21 protein-coding genes and 1 tRNA gene are annotated in these 23,179 nt (G+C 33.2%); 16 read left to right on the top strand and 6 right to left on the bottom strand.

Annotated elements, in window-relative coordinates; translation table 11 throughout:
- Positions 1–8: 8 nt before the first annotated feature.
- Both FS85_RS0105415 and FS85_RS0105410 read left to right on the top strand, forming a co-directional pair.
- The gene (locus FS85_RS0105415) at positions 9–980 is read left to right on the top strand and encodes a polyprenyl synthetase family protein (RefSeq protein ID WP_010135078.1); all 972 of its coding nucleotides are present in this window, start codon (positions 9–11) and stop codon (positions 978–980) included.
- A 59-nt stretch (positions 981–1,039) separates the two neighbouring features.
- Positions 1,040–1,113 (top strand) — tRNA-Ile (locus tag FS85_RS0105410).
- A 173-nt stretch (positions 1,114–1,286) separates the two neighbouring features.
- On the opposite strand, the gene FS85_RS16715 is transcribed toward FS85_RS0105410, so the two are convergent.
- Positions 1,287–1,442, bottom strand: coding sequence for a hypothetical protein (locus tag FS85_RS16715; protein ID WP_160162389.1), 156 nt, complete (start codon positions 1,440–1,442; stop codon positions 1,287–1,289).
- Positions 1,443–1,714: 272 nt separating this feature from the next.
- Between FS85_RS16715 and FS85_RS0105400 the strand changes: the two genes are divergently transcribed.
- From FS85_RS0105400 to FS85_RS0105370, 7 genes are read left to right on the top strand one after another with little or no spacing between them, the layout of a single operon-like run.
- Positions 1,715–2,128 (top strand): response regulator, encoded by a 414-nt coding sequence (locus FS85_RS0105400; protein WP_029489284.1) that lies wholly within the window; start codon positions 1,715–1,717, stop codon positions 2,126–2,128.
- 7 nt (positions 2,129–2,135) lie between these two features.
- Complete coding sequence (locus tag FS85_RS0105395; protein ID WP_010135076.1) at positions 2,136–2,672, top strand: heme NO-binding domain-containing protein; 537 nt, start codon at positions 2,136–2,138, stop codon at positions 2,670–2,672.
- Positions 2,673–2,687: 15 nt separating this feature from the next.
- Positions 2,688–4,664 (top strand): PAS domain-containing sensor histidine kinase, encoded by a 1,977-nt coding sequence (locus FS85_RS0105390; RefSeq protein WP_010135075.1) that lies wholly within the window; start codon positions 2,688–2,690, stop codon positions 4,662–4,664.
- Positions 4,665–4,672: 8 nt separating this feature from the next.
- A complete protein-coding gene (locus tag FS85_RS0105385; protein ID WP_010135073.1) occupies positions 4,673–5,806 on the top strand; it encodes an FIST signal transduction protein in 1,134 nt (377 codons plus the stop codon).
- Positions 5,806–6,849: a sensor histidine kinase gene (locus FS85_RS0105380; RefSeq protein WP_010135072.1), complete on the top strand. Its 1,044-nt coding sequence runs from the start codon at positions 5,806–5,808 to the stop codon at positions 6,847–6,849. Before FS85_RS0105385 ends, FS85_RS0105380 begins: the two co-directional genes overlap by 1 nt.
- A gap of 3 nt (positions 6,850–6,852) precedes the next feature.
- A complete protein-coding gene (locus FS85_RS0105375) occupies positions 6,853–7,170 on the top strand; it encodes an Hpt domain-containing protein (protein ID WP_010135071.1) in 318 nt (105 codons plus the stop codon).
- Positions 7,171–7,179: 9 nt separating this feature from the next.
- Positions 7,180–7,953 carry a LytR/AlgR family response regulator transcription factor gene (locus tag FS85_RS0105370; RefSeq protein ID WP_010135070.1) on the top strand — a complete coding sequence of 258 codons (774 nt, stop codon included), beginning with the start codon at positions 7,180–7,182 and terminating at the stop codon, positions 7,951–7,953.
- Here FS85_RS0105370 and FS85_RS0105365 read toward each other — a convergent pair.
- The gene (locus FS85_RS0105365) at positions 7,945–10,035 is read right to left on the bottom strand and encodes a tetratricopeptide repeat protein (protein WP_010135069.1); all 2,091 of its coding nucleotides are present in this window, start codon (positions 10,033–10,035) and stop codon (positions 7,945–7,947) included. The genes FS85_RS0105370 and FS85_RS0105365 overlap by 9 nt on opposite strands.
- A gap of 157 nt (positions 10,036–10,192) precedes the next feature.
- Between FS85_RS0105365 and FS85_RS0105360 the strand changes: the two genes are divergently transcribed.
- Both FS85_RS0105360 and FS85_RS0105355 read left to right on the top strand, forming a co-directional pair.
- Complete coding sequence (locus tag FS85_RS0105360; RefSeq protein WP_010135068.1) at positions 10,193–11,440, top strand: oligosaccharide flippase family protein; 1,248 nt, start codon at positions 10,193–10,195, stop codon at positions 11,438–11,440.
- A 97-nt stretch (positions 11,441–11,537) separates the two neighbouring features.
- Entirely contained in the window at positions 11,538–12,716 is a 1,179-nt protein-coding gene (locus tag FS85_RS0105355; protein ID WP_010135067.1) for a glycosyltransferase, read from the top strand.
- On the opposite strand, the gene FS85_RS0105350 is transcribed toward FS85_RS0105355, so the two are convergent.
- The 3 genes from FS85_RS0105350 to FS85_RS0105340 are packed head-to-tail and all read right to left on the bottom strand — an operon-like array spanning position 12,713 to position 18,505.
- A complete protein-coding gene (locus FS85_RS0105350) occupies positions 12,713–14,233 on the bottom strand; it encodes a glycoside hydrolase 5 family protein (protein WP_010135065.1) in 1,521 nt (506 codons plus the stop codon). The two genes, FS85_RS0105355 and FS85_RS0105350, sit on opposite strands and share 4 nt — an antisense overlap.
- Positions 14,223–15,419, bottom strand: coding sequence for a hypothetical protein (locus FS85_RS0105345; RefSeq protein ID WP_010135064.1), 1,197 nt, complete (start codon positions 15,417–15,419; stop codon positions 14,223–14,225). The genes FS85_RS0105350 and FS85_RS0105345 overlap by 11 nt, the downstream gene beginning before the upstream one ends.
- 2 nt (positions 15,420–15,421) lie before the next feature.
- On the bottom strand, positions 15,422–18,505 hold the full coding sequence (locus FS85_RS0105340) for a membrane protein (RefSeq protein ID WP_010135063.1): 3,084 nt from the start codon (positions 18,503–18,505) through the stop codon (positions 15,422–15,424).
- Positions 18,506–18,689: 184 nt separating this feature from the next.
- Between FS85_RS0105340 and FS85_RS0105335 the strand changes: the two genes are divergently transcribed.
- Positions 18,690–19,457 (top strand): glycosyltransferase, encoded by a 768-nt coding sequence (locus tag FS85_RS0105335; protein WP_010135062.1) that lies wholly within the window; start codon positions 18,690–18,692, stop codon positions 19,455–19,457.
- Positions 19,458–19,528: 71 nt separating this feature from the next.
- Here the strand turns inward: FS85_RS0105335 and FS85_RS0105330 are convergent, their stop codons facing one another.
- Positions 19,529–20,113, bottom strand: coding sequence for a riboflavin synthase (locus tag FS85_RS0105330; protein WP_010135061.1), 585 nt, complete (start codon positions 20,111–20,113; stop codon positions 19,529–19,531).
- 53 nt (positions 20,114–20,166) lie between these two features.
- On the opposite strand from FS85_RS0105330, the gene pdxA reads away from it, so the two are divergent.
- The 4 genes from pdxA to FS85_RS0105305 all read left to right on the top strand — a co-directional run bounded on the left by pdxA (position 20,167) and on the right by FS85_RS0105305 (position 23,177).
- Entirely contained in the window at positions 20,167–21,204 is a 1,038-nt protein-coding gene (pdxA, locus tag FS85_RS0105325; protein ID WP_010135060.1) for a 4-hydroxythreonine-4-phosphate dehydrogenase PdxA, read from the top strand.
- Between the two features lie 73 nt (positions 21,205–21,277).
- On the top strand, positions 21,278–21,811 hold the full coding sequence (locus FS85_RS0105320; protein WP_010135059.1) for a YceD family protein: 534 nt from the start codon (positions 21,278–21,280) through the stop codon (positions 21,809–21,811).
- A gap of 12 nt (positions 21,812–21,823) precedes the next feature.
- Positions 21,824–22,018, top strand: a complete 195-nt coding sequence (gene rpmF, locus FS85_RS0105315) for a 50S ribosomal protein L32 (RefSeq protein ID WP_010135057.1) — start codon at positions 21,824–21,826, stop codon at positions 22,016–22,018.
- A 163-nt stretch (positions 22,019–22,181) separates the two neighbouring features.
- Positions 22,182–23,177, top strand: coding sequence for a beta-ketoacyl-ACP synthase III (locus FS85_RS0105305; RefSeq protein ID WP_010135056.1), 996 nt, complete (start codon positions 22,182–22,184; stop codon positions 23,175–23,177).
- Positions 23,178–23,179 lie beyond the last annotated feature (2 nt).

Raw genomic sequence — 23,179 nt, 5'->3', positions numbered from 1 at the left:
AGCAACCCATGGATTTATCAGCTTATAGAGAGGAGTTTTTAGCTTTTTTAAAACAAAAGATAAAAACAAAACAGCCTTTAAACCTGTATCAGCCTGTAGACTACATACTTAATTTAGGTGGAAAACGAATTAGACCTTTATTGGTTTTGATGAGTTTACACGCGTTAGAAAAGGATTATAAACAAGGATTGCATGCGGCTTTGGCGGTAGAGGTGTTTCATAATTTTACGCTGTTGCATGATGATATTATGGATGAAGCTCCGATAAGAAGAGGAAAGGAAACTGTTCATAAAAAGTGGGATGTAAACACTGCAATTTTATCAGGGGATGCCATGATGATTTTGGCGAATCAATGTTTAGAGGTTTACGATGCCAAGGTTTATAAAAGTTTGATGCAGTTGTTTCAAAAAACAGCCATAGAAGTTTGTGAAGGACAACAATACGATATGGATTTTGAAACCAGAACGGATGTAACTTTAGAAGAGTACATAGAAATGATACGACTAAAAACATCTGTACTAATAGCGGCAGCTTTGCAAATGGGAGCTATTATTGCCCAAGCAACCGAAGAGGAACAAGATGCTTTTTATCAATTTGGTTTAAATCTAGGATTGGCATTTCAGTTACAAGACGATTATTTAGATGCCTTTGGAGATTCTAAAACTTTTGGGAAAAAAGTAGGAGGTGATATTATAGAAAATAAAAAGACTTTTTTGGTCTTAAAGGCTCAACAATCTTTAACTGGGGCAGAGGCTCTTAAATTTAAAACCTATTACAGTACATCGGATTGTGATGAGGTAGAAAAAATTAGGGAAGTAAAGAGATTTTTTAAAAAAAGTGGTGCAGTTACAGCAATTCAACAAGAAATAAATAACTATACTCAAAAATCTTTTCAGGTTTTAGAAAAAATAAACATGACACAAGAGGCTAAAAATCAGTTGATTGATTTTGGTAATCATTTAATGGGAAGAACCGTTTAGGATTATCTGTTAAAATATTTGTGTGAAAGCAAAAATATAGTAAATTTGCATCCGCTTTAGGTCTCATAGCTCAGCTGGTTAGAGCACCTGACTCATAATCAGGGGGTCCTTGGTTCGAGCCCAAGTGGGACCACTACCTAAAGCTAAAAGCTTCACTACTATAGTGGGGCTTTTTTTTGCGAAACTTTTAGTTAGAACCCTGTATTAAAAAGATTGCAGCGATAAACTGAAGTAAATTTGTAGAGAAATAGTAAATTAAGAAGCAACTAAAAAAAAACACCTCAATTAATTGAAGTGTTTTTGTTTTTAGGCAACCGCTGATATTTTTTCTTGCAGCAAAACAAACTGCTCTGGAATAAGATTCTTTTTTGCTTCTTTGTAGGTAGATACGTACAAATAAGGGTTGTGTTGTTTTGCTTTTTGAATAATTTCAAAGTACTGAGTGTAGGTTAATTTTTTCATATTACTTTATATTTCGTGGGTGAATTATTTTCGATACCCCAAAGGTCGTTTAAACATCCTTTTTTATTTTCAGATTTTAGTTCATTACAGGTCTTTGTTGGTCTATTGGTAAAAAACTATCGACAAACGAATTTTTAGTCTTTAAATGATGAGAAATTCATTCGTCGACAGATAAATGCATTTCGTCTATGGTTTATGCTGGTGATATCGATAAAAGATACAATATTGCCATTCTATATTTATTTTTGACAATCAATCATAAAGCAAATCACATGAAGCCATTGTTAAATATACTTCTTATTGAAGACGATACTATTGAGGTGATGAAGTTCAAAAGAGCTTTGTCTGTACTGGACTTAAATCACAAGGTCCATAATGCTGCTAATGGTGAAGAAGCTCTGAAATTTTTAGAGCAAAAAGATAGGCTGCCTAATATTATTTTGCTAGATTTAAATATGCCAAAAATTAATGGTATAGAATTTTTATCAATACTAAAAAAGGACGAAGTTTTAAGGTACATACCTACTATTATATTAAGTACTTCTAATAACAAAAAAGATTTGCTAGAGTGTTATAAAATTGGAATAGCGGGGTATGTTATAAAGCCTTTAAAATATGAAGATTATGTTTCTAAAATAAAAGTATTGATATCTTATTGGAGTGAAAATCAATTAATCAGCGTATAATATAGCTATGAAAGGAATCATTTTTACTGAATTTTTAGAACTTGTTGAAGAAAAATTTGGTCTGACTATGGTTGACCAAATTATCAACCAATCAGAATTAGAGTCGGGAGGTGCGTATACATCTATTGGTACTTATGACTTTTCCGAAATGTTACAATTGCTAACCAACTTAAGCCAAAACACTTCAATTCCTGCCGATGACTTGCTTATGGTCTTTTCAGAACACTTGTTTGCAGGGCTTACTAAATCTCATCCAGACTTGGTTAAACACTACAAAGATCCTATGGATTTATTAGCATCTATTGAAGGACATATTCATGTAGAGGTTCAAAAAATATATCCAGATGCTCAGCTTCCAACTTTTGAGATTGTAGATAAATCAGACAATAGATTAGAAATGATATACAAATCGGACAAAGGTTTATACATGTTAGGAAAAGGTTTGATGCAGCAAACCTTTAAGGTTTTTGGACAAGAAGCAGAAATAACCTGTGAAAAACTTAAGGAAGACGGTACGGAGGTGAAATTTATAGTAATCCGATAGAACCCGAGTTATTTTATGATTGCTAATAATGAAATTGAAGTATTAAAAAGAGCACTTGCCAGAGAACGTACAGCAAGAAAACAGGCTGAAGAAATTCTAGAAAAAAAATCTGCAGAACTATACGAACTTAATAAAAAGCACAAAGATTCTAAAGAAAAAGTAGAAGCACTATTAAAAATAAAAAACTCTGAGCTTAAAGGAGTTTTTGAAAATATTGTAGATCCATACATTATGATGGATTTATTTGGGAATGTTATAAAAATGAACGCAGCTGCCGAAGGAGTCTTAGGCTATAAGATTAACGAAGATGGTGTGTTAAATTTAATGAAACTAACGCTTCCTGAAGAATATGAACACATTGCAAATTCTTTTCAGATATTATATAATACAGGTAGAATTACAAACTTTAGAACGAAACTTGTCACAAAAAAAAATAAAAAAATACTAGCTCAAGTAAATGCGAGTATTATTTATGACGAGAACAATAAACCGATTGCAGCCCAAGGTATTTTAAGAGACATTACGATGCAAAATGCAGCGGAGTTAGATTTGATAGAATCTGAAGCAAGAATGTCTACTTTGCTAATGAATTTGGAAACCAGTGTTTTGTTAGAAAACGAACACGATGAAATTGTACTTACCAACCAAAATTTTTGTAATTTATTGGGAATTGAAGACGATTTAGAAGATCTGATTGGAAAAAGTTACATGGAGGTTATTTTGGCTTCAGGAGTTTTAAAAAGAGTGTCTCCAAATTTTTTAACGGAAACCAATCACACCATTCAAAATAAAGAACAACTTTTTGAAGATGAAGTGGAGTTTGCTAACGGAAGCATTTACAAAAGACAATATGTACCTATTATAAAAGACAACACTTACAAAGGACATTTGTGGAACTTTAGAGACATTACACTGCATAGAAAATACCAAAAAAGTTTAGAAGCCGAAAGGCAAAAATACAGCAACATTATCAATAATATGAATTTAGGCTTGGTAGAGTTTGACCTAAATAACGATATTGTTTTTGTAAACCAAGGCTTTATGGATATGTCTGGCTACAGCAAAAAAGAATTGATTGGTAAAAACGGAGTAAAACTATTGCTTGGAGCTGCAGACCAAAAAGATTACGTTGGAAAAAGAAAAGACGGACTTTCTGATTCTTTTGAGATTGTAGTTCTAAATAAAAAAAGAGAAAAAAGATACTGGCTGTTTAGTGGGGCACCTAACTACAATTTAAACGGAGATTTTATAGGAACTATTGGTATTAATTACGACATCACCAATTTAAAAGCTCTAGAAAATCAAAAAGAAGAATTGTTAAACGAACTTGAAAAAAGTAATGAAAATCTACAGGAGTACGCACATGTGGTATCCCACGATTTAAAATCACCATTAAGAAGTATAGATGCACTAATCACTTGGATTAAGGAAGATAACCAAGGAAAGTTAGACGAAATGACACTTCAAAACTTTGATTTGGTTGAAAAAACGTTAGAAAAGATGGAATGCTTAATTTCTGATGTGTTGGCATATTCTAGTGTAGGTGCAAATTTAGAGTTAGATCAAAATGTAGACATTCAGTTGTTATTAGATGATTTAATTACAATTCTATATATTCCAGAACATATTCAGGTACAATTTGATACAAGTTTCCCTAAAGTAATGGGGGATCGAGTAAAATTGCAACAGGTGTTTCAGAACATATTAAGCAATGCCATCAAATTTAGTGATAAAGAACAAGGTATTGTAAACATTGCTTACAAAGAGGTAGGAGATTACCATCAGTTTTCTGTTCAAGACAATGGAATAGGGATTGACAAAGCTTATTTTGATAAAATATTTGAGATTTTTAATTCTTTACACAAAAGAAAAGATTCCTCTGGGATAGGCCTTTCTATAGTAAAAAAGATTGTAGAATTACACAAAGGTAAAATATGGTTAAAGAGTGAGTTAGGGAAAGGAACAACTTTCTTTTTTACACTAAAAAAGTAACTTTAAGTATGAAAAAAGCACAACTAAAAAGAAGCAGTAAAGGAACATGGGACTTTATAGGAAACAAGCAAGTTTTAAAAGAACCTTTGATTTTAGTTTTTGGAGATCGCAAAGTTTTAGAAGCGAATCCAGTGTGCAAAGAGCTTAAAGAAATATATCCCAATGGACACATTGTTATAGGTTCTGCCTGTGGACAAGTTTCTAACAATGCATTAGAAGAAAACAATCCTATTGCGACAGCAATTGAGTTTGAAAAATCAACATTTCTAATCAAAACAAGTAACATCCTAGATTTTGAAGAAGATAGTTACAAAGCAGGAAAAGAGCTTATGGAACAGTTTCCTAAAGAAGGACTAAAGCATGTAATTATTATTTCCGAAGGAAGTTTTGTTAATGGGAGTAGTTTAACAGAAGGAATTGAATCTGAAAACACAGAAAAAGCTTTGGTAACAGGAGGTATGTGTGGGGATGCAGATCGCTTTGAAAAAACATTGGTGTCTTACAATCAAGAGGCAAAAGAAGGAGAAATTGTTGCTGTTGGTTTGTACGGAGAATCTTTAGAGGTTTCTTTTTCTAGTTCAGGAGGTTGGACACGATTTGGACCTCAGAGAATTGTAACCAAATCAAAAGGAAATGTGTTGTACGAGTTAGATGGAAAGCCGGCCCTAGATCTTTATAAGATGTATTTAGGTGATAAGTCTAAAGAGTTGCCTAGTTCGGCACTACTATATCCGTTAGATGTTCTAACCAGTGAGGAAGAACAATCTATTGTAAGAAGTGTTTTAGGGGTTGATGAAGCAGAAAAATCTATTATTCTAGCAGGAGATATAAAAGAGCAGTCCAAAGTCCATTTGATGATGAGCAATGTAGATAATTTGGCTTATGCATCCGAAAAAGCCATAGAACTTGCTAATATGGGAAGAACGCAAAAAGCAGAAATGGTTCTTTTTGTAAGTTGTATAGGGCGTAAATTGGTCTTAGATCAACGAGTAGAAGAGGAGATGGAAAATGTAAAAAACGGTGTAGAAAAAGACACAGTGCTCTGTGGTTTTTATTCCTACGGAGAAATAGTTCCTTTTAACGGAGAGTCTAAATGTAAACTTCACAATCAAACCATCACCCTTACACTACTGAGCGAATAATGAATTCATTACTAAGAAGACAATTAAAACAATACGGAATAGACGAGCTGAACTTGGATGAGAATCCGGGATTTAAAAAGTTTGTTGACGCTATCAGTAAATCTTACGAAAATTACGAAGAACAGTTTGGTATGTTACAAAGGGCGATGATGTTAAGCTCTAACGAACTGAACGATGCCAACGAGCAACTAAAACTAGATGCGGAAAAGCAACAAGAAATTATACAACAGCTAAAACGTGTCATAGGTGTTCTAAAAGGGGCAGATGAAGAAGAGTTAGAGGAAAACAGCCATCATAACGATTTGTCTAGCTTAATAGAACAACAAGCCAAAGAAATTGTGCATATTAACAAAAAAAGAGATCAGTTGTTAAAGGAATTAGAGCATCAAAATACGGAATTAAACGAGTATGCTCATGTTGTTTCTCACGATTTAAAATCTCCTTTAAGAAGTGTAGATGCTTTAGCTTCATGGTTGATAGAAGACTATTCAGAAGTGTTGGATGAGAACGGAAGAGAAACTTTAGGGTTGATTAGAAAAAATGTAGAAAAAATGGATGCTTTAATTACAGGAATTTTAGAGTATTCTACTGTAAGTAAAAGCGATCATAAAACCTATGATGTAGATTTAGATTTGTTGGTAAGAGAACTGCTAACTTATGTAGATTTACCTAATCATATTCAGATAAAAATACCTAAAAAGTTACCGATAGTTAATGGAGATAGACACCGTATGCAGCAATTGTTTCAGAACTTAATTGTAAACGCTATCAACTACAATGATAAAGAAAGAGGGGTTATTGAAATTGGGTTTAATGACAAGATAAACTTGTACGAATTTTACGTAAAAGATAACGGAAAAGGAATAGAAGCCCCTTACTTAGATAAAATTTTTAAAGCCTTTTTTAAGCTTGAGAACAATCCAGAATCTATAGGACTTGGACTCTCTATTGTAAAGAGAATTGTAGAGTTGTATGGAGGAACAATTCGTTCGGAATCTGAATTGGATAAAGGAACTACTTTCTTTTTTACACTAAAAAAATAAAACATGGAACAGCCTAACCTAAATTATATCAAAGAAATTTCTGGCGGAGATGCTGATTTTCAAAAAGAAATGATTCAGGTAATCCAAAAAGAATTTCCAACAGAGGTAGCTACATACCATCAAACACTAGCAGTAAAAGACTACAGAGGTATTGCAGAAATAGTTCATAAAATTAAACATAAAATTAGTATATTGGGTTTAGAAGAAAGTTATAAAACTGCGATGGTCTACGAAGAAAATTTAAGAGAGCATAGTTTTGAAAAACAAGCGGAGTTTGAAAAAACGCTACAAAACATGACGGACTTTTTGGCATCGCTCTAAAAAAAATATATGAACTGTATTATTATTGATGACGATGCAACGTCTAGATTACTGATAAGAAAACTTTGTGGTGTACAAGAAAATTTAACAGTTTTAGAAGAATTTCCAAATGCTATTCAGGCAATTAAATTTTTAAATCAAAATCATGTTGATTTGATTTTTCTGGACATTCATATGCCAGATTTTACAGGTTTTGATTTTATCCAAACCATAAAAAATCCACCTCAAATTATTTTAATAACTTCTGATAGAAATTTTGCAATAGATGCTTTTGAATACGATTGTATTGTAGATTATATTGTAAAGCCGTTAGAATTGCCTAGATTTTTAAAAGCGATTCAAAAAGTACAGAAAATATCTAATGCAGTTCAACAAACAGAACCTGTAGTACAGCCATCAGTAAAATCTGCAGACATTAACATAGTGGCCGATGAAGGAACGGCTGATGTTTCTCAACATAGCAAATCACCAGGAAAAGACCTGTATGTAAATATTGATAGAAGGTTGGTGAAAATTAATATTTCAAGTATTTATTTGGTGGAAGCAAAAGGGGATTACATCCAAATTAAAACAGAGGAAAAAAACTACGTGGTGCATTCTACCATGAAAAAAATAGAAGAAAAACTTCCTGAGGATTTGTTCTTAAAAGTACATAGGTCTTACATTATCAATACCAAAAAGATTATTGATATTGAAGATAATAGTGTATTGATAAAGAAAGATGTAGTTCCTGTAAGCAGATCTAACAGACCTGAGCTGATGAAAAGACTTAATCTACTGTAGTGACCTAAATAGAGGTTTTTCGGTAAATTTCCATAAAAACTTAAGTCCAAGTTCGTTGTACTCAAACCCATTGGAGCTATCTACAGCCGCAATAGGAGCTATACTACTTATGGTATGATATGCTTCTAAATAGCAGAAGTCATTAAACTTGTAGCCAAGATTGCTTTGCACACGGTAAGAGCTTGTTTTGGGATTTTGCTCTGTATATTGATAACCATAAGCAGCTGTTAATCCGTAAAAAAGTTGATTGTCTTTGGCAATAGCCTTGTCTTTTATAAGGTTAATAAACAATTCTACAGCCTTAAATGAGGAAGGGCTAAAGTACACTGTAGGTACCTGATTTTTAAACGTTAAATACTGAAAGTTAATTCCCCCCTTAATAGCAGGTTTTTTAACAAAATTGTAATACAAGGATGTAAACAAAAGATTTCTTTTGTTAGAATCGTTTTGAAAAGTATAGAAATACTGCGTAAACCAACCCAATCTAAAAGTCGTGTTTAGATTGTAGTTTAAGAACAGGTTGTTTTGAACAATTTCTTGATTCAATAACTCTGCGTTAAAGTTTTGCGTTTCTCTTTTGTAACCAAAATCTAGCAATTGACGTTTAAAAGGAGTTGTTTTAAATTGAATCAAAGCAGTAGTTTGTTCGTATTCATTTTTAATGCCTTTAGCGGTTCCTTCTACACGATTAACTCCCAGTGTTCCTGATAGGTTTACTTTTGGGAATAATTGATATGAAAGCCCAAGATTAATGGTTTCGGAGGTGCTTTCGTTATCTGTAACATCATTTTTAGCATCTTTTTGTTCCAAAGAAGCAATAATTTCTGTTTTTATACTTACAGGCAAATTTAGAGCAAGTTGATAGGTGTTGTTTTTACTTTCTCCATTATCAAAACTATGACTAACTCTGGTGTGTAACGTAGGCAGATAGTTTATTTTTACTTGTTTGATAAAGTTTAATGCATCCTTTTGATTCGGAAAATGTTCCAAAGTAGTTTCGGCAGCTGATAATGCAAGTTTTATTTTGTTGTTGGCTTTTAATGCATTGGCTTTACCTAGGTTTCCGTCGAAGGAAGCAATATCATTTTTTAAAATTTGATTGTACAAGTCTAAGCTGTTGGCAAAATCTCCTGTGTAAGTATAAAGTGTAGCTTTTAAACCCAAAATCCAATTTTCGTTTTCTTTTCCATACTCGATTTTATGAATATATTCTTTGGCTTTTCGGTATTGTCCATTCCATATCAATGCCTGAGCATATCTTTCTTGCGTTTGTTTTGTATCCTTTTCATTAGTGTTTTCTGTTAACTCTTTTAATGTCTCATCACTAATTTTCAGTGCTTTTTTATCCTTTTCCTTAAGGTGTGCTACCAAAGACAAACTGTTTTTAGCAGTAAAATATAAAGAACTGTCTTTTTTCATTGCTACATACAAGCTTTCGGCTTGGTTGTACTCCTTTGCTATAATGTATATATTGGCTAAATTTAATAGGATATCTTTGTCATTAGGAAACAATAGTAAATCTTTTTTTAAGGTGGCAATTGCTTCTTGGTAATTTTGATTTTGTGCTTGTTCATTAGCCAATCCCAAATACATGTATTTTTTAGAGACCAAAGCGTTCGGGTTTCCTGGTAATACTTCTAGGGCTTTGTTTACATAGTTAAGAGCATCATTGTATTTTTTTAGGTTAGAAAGGGTATTTGCATATCCTAAAAGTGCTGCAAAACTTTTGGAGTCTTTAGCAACTAGTGTTTGATAATAACTTTCAGCTTTGTTGTATTGTTTGCTCCATAATAAAGATTCTGCATAATTAAGCTCAATTTCAAAGTCGTTAGGATAGGTTGCTAACATTTCTGTAAAAATACCTACAGCCTTATTGGCATTGCCGTTTAAACCTACGGCTCTACCGTAACAGAGTTTAGCAGTTTTGTTATTGGGATATTCTTTAAGAGTTTTTTCAAAAAAAGTTTCTGCAAGTGCGTATTTTCCTGTCTCTAAATAAGTAAAACCTTGCTTCATGTTTTGAGAAAATCCAGAGGTGAAAATCAAAGAAAATAGGAAAAAAATAATAGGAGCTTTTTTCATAGGGCTTGGGTTTCTTTTTTGAAACAATTTACATATATCTAAGGGAAATAAGTAACTCGTCGGGTAAAAATTACAGTTTAACGAATATCAAAAAAAATCACCTAGAAATAAAAAATCTTTGTTGTAAATTTAGAACTAAAAATAAAAAAAGCTTGCTATGTTGTCTACAAAAAGCAAAATTCTAAGCCAGGAAAACTTATTTATGTTAAGTGCCTTGGTGGTGAATGGAGGAAATTATCTGTACAATCTTTTGTTAGGAAGAATTCTAGGTCCCGCACAATTTTCTGATGCTGCCATTCTCATTACGATGCTCTTGATTCTTTCTTTTGTAGCCATGACATTTCAGTTGGTGGTTGCCAAGTTTTCGGTAACCATTCCTACAGATTATTTTGATGTTTTTGTAAGTAAGGTCTATAAAAATGCAGCCATAGTAGGCATTTTTTGTGGAGCAATGGTAGTAGTATTTGCTCCGCAATTGCAAGAACTTTTTCATACCACAACAGCAAATATGTTTACCATTTTTGGAATAGGAATCCCTTTGTATTTTTTTATGAGTGTAAACAGAGGGATGTATCAAGGGAAAAAAGAGTTCAAATTGCTGTCTATCACATATCAAACAGAAATGCTTTCGAGATTAGGAATTACGCTTTTGTTGGTGTTTTTGTTTCCTAATCGTTCATCAGAGGTAATTGCTTTAGGGGTTTTAATTTCTTTGTTTGTGGGTTTGTTTCCATTTAAATTCAATCAGAACTATTTTAAATTTAAAGCAAATTTTCCAGTAGAGGAATTTAAGAACATCAGGCATTTTTTTGCAATTACCGCTTTTTATGAACTGTCTCAAATTATTATAAACAATAGTGATATCTTACTAGTAAAACATTATTTTGAACCTCATGCGGCCGGGCTATATGCTTCTTTAGCGTTGATTGGTAGAATTGTATACTTTATTGCTTGGATGTTTGTAATGTTGTTGTTACCCACTGTAGTACAACTAAAAAAAGAAGGTAAGAAAACAGCAAAAGTTCTGGCCAAATATGTGGTTTATATTTCGGTTATTGCGTTTTTAATTATTATAGTGTGTAAGTTGTATCCGGTGTTAATAGTGCAATTATTGTTTGGAAATGCTTATGTGTCTATAGCCCCTTTAATGTGGAAATATGCTTTTGCTACAGGAGTTTTTGCTGTAGCAAATATTTTTGCTTACTACTTTTTATCGTTAGATCGGTACTTACCTGTTGTTGTTTCTGCTGTTTTTGGTGGATTGCAAGTTTTGTTAATTTTTTTATATCACAATACCTTAGAGCAAGTAGTGCATATGCAGATGATTGCTATGTTTTCTTTGTTGCTGATTCAACTACTCTTTTTTACTTGGGATAGTACACAGCAAGTTAAAAAAAACGCTTGATACTTTCTGTTCATCTATAATAAATAGCATTTAGTCGAGTAGAAAACTCCGGGTTAAACAAACATTTTAATTTTAGAAAAAAAAAATAAACACACATATGAAATTAGCTATTGTAACTGCCTATCCACCTAGTAAAATTACGTTGAATGAGTATGCTTACCATTTAGTAAAGAGTTTTAGACAACACCAAGAACTATCAGAATTAATTTTGTTAACAGATACAACTACGGAACCCAAGGATTTAGATTTTAAGGAATCTGGCTGTAAAATTACGGTAAAAGAATGTTGGGAATTTAATAGTTATGGAAATATTAAAACGGTAAAAAAAGCAGTAAAAGAAACCAAACCCGATGCTGTATTGTTCAACTTACAGTTTATGAAGTTTGGTGATAAAAAAGTAGTAGCAGCCATGGGGTTAATGTTGCCATGGTTTTTAAAAATGAAAAAAATTCCTACAATGGTTTTGTTACATAACATTATGGAAGAAGTAGATTTAGGAACTGCAGGATTTACTTCTAATAAGTTAATGCAATCTATTTATGGATTTATAGGTACTACGCTAACCAAACTTATTTTACAAGCAGATATGGTTGCTGTAACCATAAAAAAATATGTAGATGTGTTAACAGCAAAGTACAAAGTAAACAACGTGATTTTAATTCCGCATGGAACTTTTGAAATTCCCGAAACACCTACGTATCATACACCCGAGGGACCATTGCAGATAATGGCTTTTGGAAAATTTGGAACCTACAAAAAAGTAGAAATGATGATTGAAGCTGTAGAAATGATAAGGAAAAGAACCAATTTGGATTTGGAAGTTGTGATTGCAGGAACAGATAACCCTAATGTACCTGGGTATTTGGCAGGAGTACAAGAGCAATACAAAAATGTTTCAGGTTTGCGTTTTACAGGCTATGTAGAAGAAAATCAAGTAGCTCCTCTTTTTCAAAACAGTGCAGTGGTGGTGTTTCCATATACCTCTACCACAGGAAGTTCTGGAGTTTTGCATCAAGCGGGGAGTTATGGGAAAGCAGTAGTGATGCCAGATTTAGGTGATTTGGCTTTGTTAATAAAAGACGAAGGTTACAAAGGAGAATTTTTTAATCCTACCGATGTAAGCAGTTTGGCAGATGCGATTCAAAAAATCGCAGAAGATCAATCGTATAGAATAGCATTAGGAAAAGCCAATTACCAAGCAGCTACAGCGTATCCTATGACCACCATTGCAGATATGTATGTGCAAAACTTTAAAAAAATAAAAAGCAAAGGCTAAGGTTTAGCAATGTATTGAAATGATTTTTTTTGTTTTTTGTTTTTGTCAATAAAACCAAAATGTTTTTGCTGATGTTTTCGCCAAGGAAGTTTTCCTACAACCGAACTAGGAACTTTGGTGAAATCGTACAAAGTCCAAGAAAGAAAATCAATACCATTTTGTTGGGCTATTTCCTGAAATTTTTTGTGGTACTCTGCTTGGTCTGTTTCAGAATGTCCTAAAGGATTCCACAAACCACGATAAGAAGAAAGACCAAATTCCCCTAAAATTATTTTTTTATGGGGAATTTCTTTTTGTAACTGTTGGTGTTTTGTGGCTAGTGAGTTTAAATCTTCGTAGTAATGAAAAGTTACCAAATCTACCTTGTCTGCTAAAAGAGTAGCACTTTTTACATTAGACCATCCAATGGTTACTGGATGAACAGAGTCTTCATTTTTTACCACAGCAATCATTTGTGCCAACCACGCCAAAACACGTTCTTTTCCTCTAGATTCAAAATCTAGATTGGGTTCGTTTTTAATATCCCAAGCCAATAGAGCACTATAGTCTTTACAGGCTTTAACAATTGTTTTTGCATGTTTGTTGTTTAGTGTCCAGTCCAATACATCGTAATTTCCATAAAAATCAAACAAAGTAGGAATTACTTTTAACTGCTTTTGATCGGCAAGATTTAATACCGTTTGTAGTTTTTTAATTTTATCAGAAAGGACTTCGGATTTTCCAAAATCTTCATATTGTATAAAAATACGGATGGTATTTAAGCCTGCTTGTCGAATAATATCAAAATCTTTAGCAATAATTTTTGGATCAAATTCATCACCAAACATGTCCCAAGGAGTATTTTGTGGGTAGTAATTAATCCCCTTTATATTGTAATCTATTTTTACAGTTGGATGCTGACTTATATGCTGTTGGGTGGGTTGTACTTTTACAATGTGTCTAATTCTCCAAAAAGCATCTTCTAAAAGCAGTAGAACTTTATAGGTGTTAATTTCTGTAGTGTTGGTCTGAATTTGGTTATCAGTATAAACTTGCTTAAATTCCTTTACGTTGTGATCTGTTAATACGACAAGCTGTCCGTCTTCACTAAAAAAATCTAGAGTTGTATGGTGGTTTAAAGTCGTTGCATTGATGTGAATATTGTTTTGTTGGTTGAACTCAATACCAGACAATAAAGTTTGTAAAGCACTCTTGGTATAATAATCTTTTAGTCCTTTAGAGGTGTTTTTATAAAAAGCAATGTGTTTTACATACCATGCGTTTAAATAATCTTTTTCAATTTTTTGTAGGGTAAAATCATCCATTGCTCTTCCTAAGTTGTGCTCAGTGTTCCATTGAATAGTGGGTTGGTAATGGATGGTTTCGTGGATTTTATTATGTAGCATAATATTCCTATCTGCTCCAGTATTTAGGTAGGTAAGCACTGCACTTAACCCTACTACAATTACCATAGATAGGCTAATGTAACTTAAAACTAACAAGGCTTTTATGGCGTTTTTATGAAGGCTAATTGTCATAGGTTTCAATCTCTAAATGTTTTACTAGTTCCGCAGTTTCTATACGGATGTTGTATTGTTTATTGGGGCCAACAAAATTTTTTAGATTAAAAGTAACAAATCCTTTTTCAGATTGTTGGGTAAAGGTTTTTAAAAGTTGATTTTTGTGAGATAATGTCAAGTGAACAATCAATCCGTCGGGCAAAACTTGATTCATAAAGCTTTTAAAAGGTCCTACAGTCACAGATTTTTTATGAGGATGATAAATTGCTTTAAAATCCTCAATTGCCTTTTTAAATGGAATTTCTAGCAAATTACTTTGACTAAAGCCATCAACAAAAGCCTTTACATTCCATAAATCTTCATGGTCTGGATGTATTAATTGACTATTGGCTACTCCATTTATAGTCGGTGCTTGTGTTTGTAGCAAAACTCCGCTTTTGTTTTTTATGCTAAAGTTTACCAACGTTCCATCGGCAATTGTATTGCCATATAGGTCTGTTATTGGCTCGGTTTCAAAATTGGTAATTTGGTTTCCATCTGCATATTCGTGAACCCTTTGGTAAGAAATAGTAAAATCAACAGGAGGAGCAGGTAAAATTTCCAAACTCATTTCTTTAGATGTCAAGTTAAGACATTCGGCACTTAATAAAGCTCTACCCGCTTTGGTACTTCCGTAAATGTATTTATAAGCAATCATTCCGTCTGTTTTTACGTTTGTAGAATCTAAACGATTGTGCAGTCTTTTTTTAATTGTTACCGCTGTGTTGGGAAGTAGTGGATTGTTAAGGCTGTCGGATGGAATGGTAACTAACATAGACTTGTCATCAAAACCTACAACAATACTAGGCGGACCTAAATAAGTCTCAATTTTATGTGTAAATTGAACAGGAAGAATTTTTAAATTTCCTTCAATAGTTTGTTGGTCTGTCTGTAGTCGCCAATACAGCCATCCTGATTTTTTAGTAATAAAGCTGGGAAGAGCATAGGTAGTCATAGTGTTGATTACAGTAGGAGCTACTATTGTATTAGCATAACTGTTGCTGATGTACAGACGAGCAGAAGTGTTCTTTAGATTTTTAAACTTTAGTGTAATGTTGCTTCCAGCCACATAGGTTTGTTGCGGAGAAAGAAGCTGTATCTGCTGTGTATAAGCGGTACTGCTAAATAAAAAAAAGAACAATATGTAACGTAAAATAAACTTCATGATTAATAAGGAACACCTGTATAGTTGTTTACTTCAATTTTTGCGTACTTGTATATTGGGTGTTGTATTTTTTGTAGATGTAGGTTTGTTGAAATTCCTCTGTATTTTTGGATGCTTTGTACAATTGATTTGTTAGGAAGTCCGTTTACAAAACAGTTTTTCATATCATGGTTAATAAGTTCTGCTTCTTTTTGATTGATATTGTAAGAGAAAAAAGCTTTTCGTTGTTGTCTAATTCCTTCGGTTAAATAATAATCCTCTACAAAGCATATGTTTTGATGTTCATCGTAATAAGAAATAAGAATTTGAGGTATGGTTGATTGTGCTGTACCTGCATTGAATAAAGTTCCAGAAATTAGTTGATCGGTTATTTTTAAATCAGAAATGGCTACTTTTTTATACAAATCAGAACCAGAAACGTTTCCTGTAGCTTGTAGGTTAAACTTAACAGGTACTTTAGTGGTGTCTATCTCTGTAAATAAATCAGGATCAAAAGTAGCTGGAGCTTTTTCGTCTAAGTTAACCCATGCAGTTCCTTCAAAATCAATTTTAAAAGAAGATGTTTCTTTGGGCATTAGCTTGTGCTTAGTTTGGTCTTTTGCATTGTAAGTGGCAACTTCTTCATCAAAAATATTGTAAAGTGTTCCTTTTAGCACTACATCGGCAGGAACATTGTCTATGTTTTGTACTTCTCCAATTATAGAATATCGGTTATTGTGTTTGATAAGTTTGGCGTTTAAAATTTCTAATACAGGTTGTTTTAAAACATCTTCGTGATAAGTTTGTTCTGTAGTAACCCTTCTTCTTCCTTGGTTGAAAAAAATAGGTTTGTTTTCTACAAACAACTGATCAGGAGGTAAATCTTTACTTTGTTCTTCGGGGTTTACATACCATTGATGTTTCTTTTTTGACAAGGTATGAATGCAACTGTCTTTAATTTTTTGCAAAGAAGTAATCCATTCTGTTTTTACTCTAACAGTGGCGGTAGAGTCGGTTTGTTTTAAGGTTGTAATGTGTATGCTATCTAACTTAGCATAGGAACTGTACAATCCATCGGTAACAGCAATTTGCAACATGTACTGAGCTATAGAAATTTTGTGTTCTGGATTTAGTAGGCTGTGTGCTTTTTCAAATCGTTTAAAGTCCAAGGCATCGTAATAAGTTAAAATGGCATTTTCTGGATTTTTTTGTGAGTCGTTTTTAATATAAAAAACATAGCAAGCATAAAAAGAAATAATAATAATTAGAACAGCCCAAAGGTGTTTAAATACAATTAAGAACCAAGGAATTTTACGAGCAACATATTCTTCTTTGAGATATTCGTTGTTGCTTGTTTTTTTAGTTTTTAAGGTTCGTGTTAATACCGATCGTATATTTAGAAGCAAGGCGAATATTACAGTACTTACAGGAACTGTTCCCCAATGTATTTTTTGCCAAGTAGCAACATCTAATCTTGGTAAAATAACACTTAAGGGAGGAACGTTGAGTTTTTCCCAAACCATAACTCCATTGTCTAACTGCCTTAAACGTTGCCATCCACAGAAATACAACAAAGGGTCGTAAAATTTATCGTTAGAAAACACATACTTTAGGTTGTATTTGTCAGGAACTGTTAAAAATTGCTGCAAAGAACCAATTCCTTCAATTCCAAGAAATTTAGAATTTTCTAAACGTTCAACAGCTCGGGTGGTTAGTTCGGGCAATCTTCTAGCAGAATGATAGTTTCCATCTACTGTTAATGCTTTTGTGTTGGTTGATAGCCAAGCCATTTGATCTCCAAACCCAAGGGTTAAATACCTCCACTGATCGTGATGATCTTGGTTTAAAAAATTAATAATGGGCAGCATTTTTATTTTTTTGGGTTGGGTAGGTCTAAAATAACCAAGACTAATGGTAAAAATTGCCATGGCCAAAAAACACAAGGCTAGAAATGCACCAGCAAATCGATGGTAGATAGAACCTAGTTTTTTTTGAAATAGCTCCTTAATATCGGTAAGTGTAAATCGATAAATAAATTCACCAATCAAAGGGATGGACATGATGGCTGCCCATAAAGTAAATCTATCTAAAGTAAGTATGTTAAAAGCGTTGGCACCTAGAATCATTTTAGGGAGTGGAGTGGTGCCTCCGGTACCCAATAAGGTTAACATAGAAATAGACAAACCAAAGCAAATGTATCTTTTACTATAATACCTGTAAAAAATGTAAGGCAATAAAAACAATACGGCTCCCCATGGTATTAGAAAAAAAGCAAGACCAGATGAGGTTATTTCTAAAAAATTGTCTCTAGATCCATGCGGAATGGGAACTTGGGTTATAGGATTATTTTTAGAATTGATCCAGTATGGGAGCATACAGAATATAATGATAAATAATGAAGTAAGTCCAAAAGAGATAATTCTTGGAAACAAAGTTTTGAATCCTATTAAAAAATCCCAAAAATTTATTTTCATCACAGATCCTTTTTTTTCTGCAGCATAGTCTATAATCGTAGTTCCGATTAACGGAAAAATAAAAAAGACCATTCCAAAAATAGGAGTTACATGGTGTGAGGTTACCGTAACAGCAATTAATGAGGTAGATGTGAAAAAATATTTAATTCTCCCTTTTTTTAGCCACAAATAGATTTCAGGTAGGGAGTGAAGTAGGATAGAAATTCCTACAATACTAGGGAGTTGCCCAAAAATATGTAGCGTTTCTATAAATGTAGAAGATAAGGTAGCGATAATGGCAGCAAACCCTGCTGAAGATCTGTTGGCAGTAATCAATAAAGAAAATCGGTACGCACCCGTAACAAATAAAACAACAGCAATTAACGTAACGGTAAACAAACCAAATTTAAAACCACCTATGTAAGAAAGCAATGCTATGCTTTGATGTACTAATGGCGGATAGCTCATAACTGTAAAACCTGTGTACCATTTAAAATTCCAAGGCTCAAACCAACTGTTGGCGTAATGCTCCGCAAAAAATAAGTGAATTAACGCATCGTAAGTTTTCTCAATAGTAAAAAACATGGCAGCCCCATGAAAGATCAAACCAATTAAGAGTGCTGTAATTAAGTATTTGTTGGTGCTTTGTTTCATTAAAAATCCATTCGTCTAACCGTTCATCTAAATATAGAATATTGTTTTTATCGATAAAAGGTTTTATCGTTTTAAGTTTAATATTGGTCTAAAGAGGAGGTTGTCTAGTCTAAAAAGCTGAAAAATAGGGTGATTGCGAACGTACCTTTGAAGTGTAATTAGTAACCAACAAACCCTAAATATTATGAAAACTGGAATCATCATCCCATGCTACAACGAAGCGACAAGATTAAACCAAGAAGCTTTTGTAAACTTTGCAAAGTCTCATGCAGATTACCATGTTTGTTTTGTAAACGATGGAAGTGCAGATCATACTTTAGAAGTTTTAGAATCTGTAGCTGCTCAATCACCAGAAAATATTAGTGTGGTCGATGTAAAAATCAACGCAGGAAAAGCAGCCGCAGTACGAACAGGAGTAAAGGTGTTAAGCCAAGATGATTCTATAGAGTTTATCGGATTTATTGATGCTGATTTAAGTACAGATTTTGAGGACTTTAAGAGCTTGGTAACTACCTTAAAGAAAAACGACGATTTGACTTTTGTATACGGATCAAGAGGAAAGGGAGAAGGAGAAATCAAAAGAAATTTTTTCCGCAACGTTTTTTCTAAAATAGTAAAAAGTATTGTTTTCTTAATCTTAGGGTTGCCAATAGAAGATACGCAGTGTGGAGCAAAAGTATTTAGAAAAGAGATTATAGGAGTTGCTTATGCAGAGAAATTCTTAACTCGTTGGTTGTTTGATGTAGAGATTTTTATCCGATTAAAAAAATTCTACGGATCTTCGGAGGTAATGCATAAAATGCACGAACAACCTTTAACAAGATGGGTACACATGGACGATTCTAAATTAGGAATGAAAGATGCCATTCAAATTCCATACAAATTACTTAGCATTTGGGTTGCATACAGCATCTTAAAACCAACAACATCAGTAGTGTTTTCAGCAAATTAATTTTCATTTTTATTCAATAAAAACCGAGGATAGTTACAGTGACTACCTCGGTTTTTTTATGGTTTAAAATTTTACAATGTTGTAATTTTAGCTACATACTTCCCAATCACATCAAATTCAAGATTCACAATAGTTCCTGATTGGTAATGTTTAAAACGAGTGTGCTCATAAGTGTATGGTATAATAGCAACACTAAAAGTATTCTTGCCAGAGTTTACTACAGTTAAGCTAGTTCCATCAATTGTAATAGAGCCTTTTTCTATAGTAATATTGTTTAGGCTAGCATCGTACTCAAAACTAAAAATGTAACTCCCGTCTTTGTTTTCTATACGAGTACATGTAGCTACTTGATCTACATGTCCCTGAACAATGTGTCCATCTAATCGATCGCCTAGCTTCATAGCTCTTTCTAAGTTAACTTCGTCTCCTACCTTTAATTCGTTTAAATTGGTTTTTTCTAAAGTTTCTTCGATGGCTGTAACGGTATAGTTATTTTGATCAATGGCAACAACTGTGAGGCAAACACCATTGTGAGCAACACTTTGATCAATTTTTAACTCGCTCGTTATATCTGATGTTACAGTAATGTGTAAATTAGTGTTCTCTTTACGAAGGTTGGCTACAATTCCTTTGGATTCAATAATTCCTGTAAACATGATATGGATTTGTTTTAAATGACTAATTTTGAAAACCCAAAAGTAATATTATAATGCAAGAAATAGATACAATTCGCGTTGGAATTTCTACAGGAGATTTGAATGGAATAGGAGTAGAGTTGATATTAAAAACCTTTGAAGACAAACGTATGTTTGAGCTATGTACACCCATAGTTTTTGCTTCAGATAAAGTAATAACTTATTATAAAAAAGAGCTAAAGCACAACCACCCAGTACATGTAACCTCGGATGCATCCAAACTGCAAGAAGGAAAGTTAAATATAGTAAATGCATGGACGGAGTTTGTAGATATTCAGCCAGGAACCCCAACAGAAGTATCAGGACAAAAAGCATTTCAATCACTAGAAGCAGCTACTGAAGCTTTAAAAAATAATCAAGTAGATGTGTTGCTTACTGCACCCATTAGTAAGGAAAACATACAGTCTGAAAGTTTTAATTTTCCTGGACATACAGAGTATTTAGAATCTAAAATAGCAGGAGAAAGTTTGATGATTTTAATGTCAGAAGACTTAAAAATAGGATTGGTAACAGGACATATTCCTGTGTCGGAGGTAAGCAAGTCTCTAAATGCAGAATTAATCCAAAAAAAGGTTGATATAATGTATCAATCCCTGTTACAAGATTTTGCCATAGCTAGACCCAAGATAGCCGTTTTAGGTCTCAATCCTCATTGTGGTGATCATGGCGTTATAGGTACCGAAGATGATGAACTGATAAAACCTATTTTAACATCGTATCAAGAACAAGGAAAGTTAATCTACGGGCCTTATGCAGCAGATGGCTTTTTTGGAAACAAAAGCTACCTTAATTTTGATGGAGTTATTTCCATGTATCATGATCAGGGACTGGTAGGTTTTAAAGCGGTGTCTTTTGGTAAAGGAGTTAATTTTACAGCAGGTTTGGAGAAAGTAAGAGTATCTCCAGACCATGGAACTGCTTTTGATTTGACAGGAAAAGGATTGGCCAATGCAGATTCTTTTAAAGAAGCTTTAGAGCAAGGTATTGCTATTTGTAGAAGTAGAAAACAGTACCAAGAATTGACAAAAAATTCGCTAAAGCCTAAAAAATAATAAATTAGAAGTTTAAGCTTTGTTTAAAAAGAAATGTTTTATATCTTCGCAGGCTCAAATTGATGTTTTTTAGATGAGACAGTTTAAAGAGTATAAAATACCTTTTGTTGGTTTAAAAGAAGGAATTCATCAGTTTGATTTTCAGATTGATAAAAAGTTCTTTGATGCTTTTGGATACGATGAGTTTCAAGATGCAGATTTTAATGTAACCCTGTTGTTAAATAAAAAAACAACATTGTTAGAGTTGGATTTTGAAGCAAATGGTTCGGTAAAAGTTCCTTGTGATGTAACAGGTGATGATTTTGATTTGCCTGTAAATGGGAAACTGTCTTTGGTAGTAAAGTTTGGAGATGCTTACAATGATGAGCACGATGATTTGCTAATATTACCACAAGAAGCTTATCAAATAGAGGTGCAGCAATACATCTATGAACTAATTGTATTGTCCGTGCCCCAAAAAAGAGTAAAACCAGAAGTAGAGAGAAATTTATTAGCAGATGCCGAAGAGTTAGAAGCATCGTTAAAAAAACAATCAAAAGAAGAGTCCAAAGAAAAAAGTACAGATCCTAGATGGGATCAATTAAAACAATTATTAGATAAAAAATAAAAATTTATAGCAATGGCACATCCAAAGAGAAAAATCTCAAAAACAAGAAGAGATAAAAGAAGAACTCACTACAAAGCTGTCGCTCCTCAAGTTGCTGTAGATCCAACAACTGGAGAAGCACACTTATACCACAGAGCACACTGGAACGAAGGAAAATTATACTACAGAGGACAAGTTGTTATCGATGCGACCGAAGCTGAAGCATAAGATATCTCTGTTATATATTTTATAAAACCCTCATTTTATGAGGGTTTCTTTGTTAAATTCAATTAAAGAAAACAAAAAAAGGAGCTTTTTTAATCTTCATTTAGAAATAAATTTTATTACTTTGGCTCACGATTTTGGTTAAAGATTTCTTAACAATCATTTTATGGCAAAAATAAGTGCTGCGATTACAGCTGTTGGAAAATACGTTCCTGATTATGTGTTAACTAATAAGGAGTTAGAAACAATTGTTGACACCAATGACGAATGGATTACTACCCGAACAGGTATTAAAGAACGTAGAATTTTAAAAGATAAAAACAAACCAACATCTTATTTGGCAATTAAAGCTGCAGAAGATTTAATTCAGAAAAAAGGATTAGATCCTAAAGAAATAGATTTGGTTTTGGTAGGAACAGCTACTCCAGACATGAATGTTGCCTCTACAGCCGTTTACGTGGCTACAGAAATTGGAGCTACCAATGCATTTGGTTACGACTTACAAGCAGCTTGTTCTAGTTTTTTGTATGCAATGTCTACAGCAGCAGCTTATATAGAATCGGGAAGGTATAAGAAAGTATTGATTATAGGAGCGGATAAAATGTCTTCTATCATAGATTACGAAGATAGAACGACATGTATTATCTTTGGAGACGGTGCAGGAGCTGCACTTTTTGAACCTAATGAAGAAGGCTTAGGATTACAAGATGAATATTTACGAAGTGATGGTGTAGGAAGAGAATTCTTGAAAATGGAAGCAGGAGGTTCACTTTTACCAGCAAGCCACGAAACAGTAGACAACAAACAACACTTTATAAGACAAGAAGGTAGAACTGTATTTAAATACGCAGTATCTAATATGGCAAATGCAGCCGAGCAAATTATGCAAAGAAACAACCTAACCAAAGATGATATTAATTGGTTAGCAGCACACCAAGCAAACACAAGAATTATTGATGCCACAGCAAACAGAGTAGGACTGGATAAAGAAAAAGTAATGATGAATATTCAAAATTACGGAAACACAACCTCTGGAACTTTACCACTACTGCTGGCAGATTACGAAAAGCAATTAAAAAAAGGAGATAATATCCTATTTGCAGCTTTTGGAGGAGGATTTACCTGGGGGTCTATTTATTTAAAATGGGCGTACAACTCTTAAAA

It is taken from the genome of Ochrovirga pacifica (assembly GCF_000220525.1).
In the GTDB taxonomy this organism is placed as follows: domain Bacteria; phylum Bacteroidota; class Bacteroidia; order Flavobacteriales; family Flavobacteriaceae; genus Ochrovirga; species Ochrovirga pacifica.
Note: the sequence above shows the minus strand (reverse complement) of the source record. Positions and strands in the feature narration are given on the sequence as shown.

Coding starts and splice junctions, on each gene's coding strand:
- FS85_RS0105415 (WP_010135078.1), top strand. CDS start 9: ATGGATTTATCAGCTTATAGAGAGGAGTTTTTAGCTTTTTTAAAACAA.
- FS85_RS0105400 (WP_029489284.1), top strand. CDS start 1,715: ATGAAGCCATTGTTAAATATACTTCTTATTGAAGACGATACTATTGAG.
- FS85_RS0105365 (WP_010135069.1), bottom strand. CDS start 10,035: ATGAAAAAAGCTCCTATTATTTTTTTCCTATTTTCTTTGATTTTCACC.
- FS85_RS0105320 (WP_010135059.1), top strand. CDS start 21,278: ATGAGACAGTTTAAAGAGTATAAAATACCTTTTGTTGGTTTAAAAGAA.
- FS85_RS0105330 (WP_010135061.1), bottom strand. CDS start 20,113: ATGTTTACAGGAATTATTGAATCCAAAGGAATTGTAGCCAACCTTCGT.
- FS85_RS0105305 (WP_010135056.1), top strand. CDS start 22,182: ATGGCAAAAATAAGTGCTGCGATTACAGCTGTTGGAAAATACGTTCCT.
- FS85_RS0105345 (WP_010135064.1), bottom strand. CDS start 15,419: ATGAAGTTTATTTTACGTTACATATTGTTCTTTTTTTTATTTAGCAGT.
- FS85_RS0105350 (WP_010135065.1), bottom strand. CDS start 14,233: ATGACAATTAGCCTTCATAAAAACGCCATAAAAGCCTTGTTAGTTTTA.
- FS85_RS0105355 (WP_010135067.1), top strand. CDS start 11,538: ATGAAATTAGCTATTGTAACTGCCTATCCACCTAGTAAAATTACGTTG.
- FS85_RS0105395 (WP_010135076.1), top strand. CDS start 2,136: ATGAAAGGAATCATTTTTACTGAATTTTTAGAACTTGTTGAAGAAAAA.
- FS85_RS0105375 (WP_010135071.1), top strand. CDS start 6,853: ATGGAACAGCCTAACCTAAATTATATCAAAGAAATTTCTGGCGGAGAT.
- FS85_RS16715 (WP_160162389.1), bottom strand. CDS start 1,442: ATGAAAAAATTAACCTACACTCAGTACTTTGAAATTATTCAAAAAGCA.
- FS85_RS0105380 (WP_010135072.1), top strand. CDS start 5,806: ATGAATTCATTACTAAGAAGACAATTAAAACAATACGGAATAGACGAG.
- pdxA (WP_010135060.1), top strand. CDS start 20,167: ATGCAAGAAATAGATACAATTCGCGTTGGAATTTCTACAGGAGATTTG.
- FS85_RS0105340 (WP_010135063.1), bottom strand. CDS start 18,505: ATGAAACAAAGCACCAACAAATACTTAATTACAGCACTCTTAATTGGT.
- FS85_RS0105360 (WP_010135068.1), top strand. CDS start 10,193: ATGTTGTCTACAAAAAGCAAAATTCTAAGCCAGGAAAACTTATTTATG.
- FS85_RS0105370 (WP_010135070.1), top strand. CDS start 7,180: ATGAACTGTATTATTATTGATGACGATGCAACGTCTAGATTACTGATA.
- rpmF (WP_010135057.1), top strand. CDS start 21,824: ATGGCACATCCAAAGAGAAAAATCTCAAAAACAAGAAGAGATAAAAGA.
- FS85_RS0105335 (WP_010135062.1), top strand. CDS start 18,690: ATGAAAACTGGAATCATCATCCCATGCTACAACGAAGCGACAAGATTA.
- FS85_RS0105390 (WP_010135075.1), top strand. CDS start 2,688: ATGATTGCTAATAATGAAATTGAAGTATTAAAAAGAGCACTTGCCAGA.
- FS85_RS0105385 (WP_010135073.1), top strand. CDS start 4,673: ATGAAAAAAGCACAACTAAAAAGAAGCAGTAAAGGAACATGGGACTTT.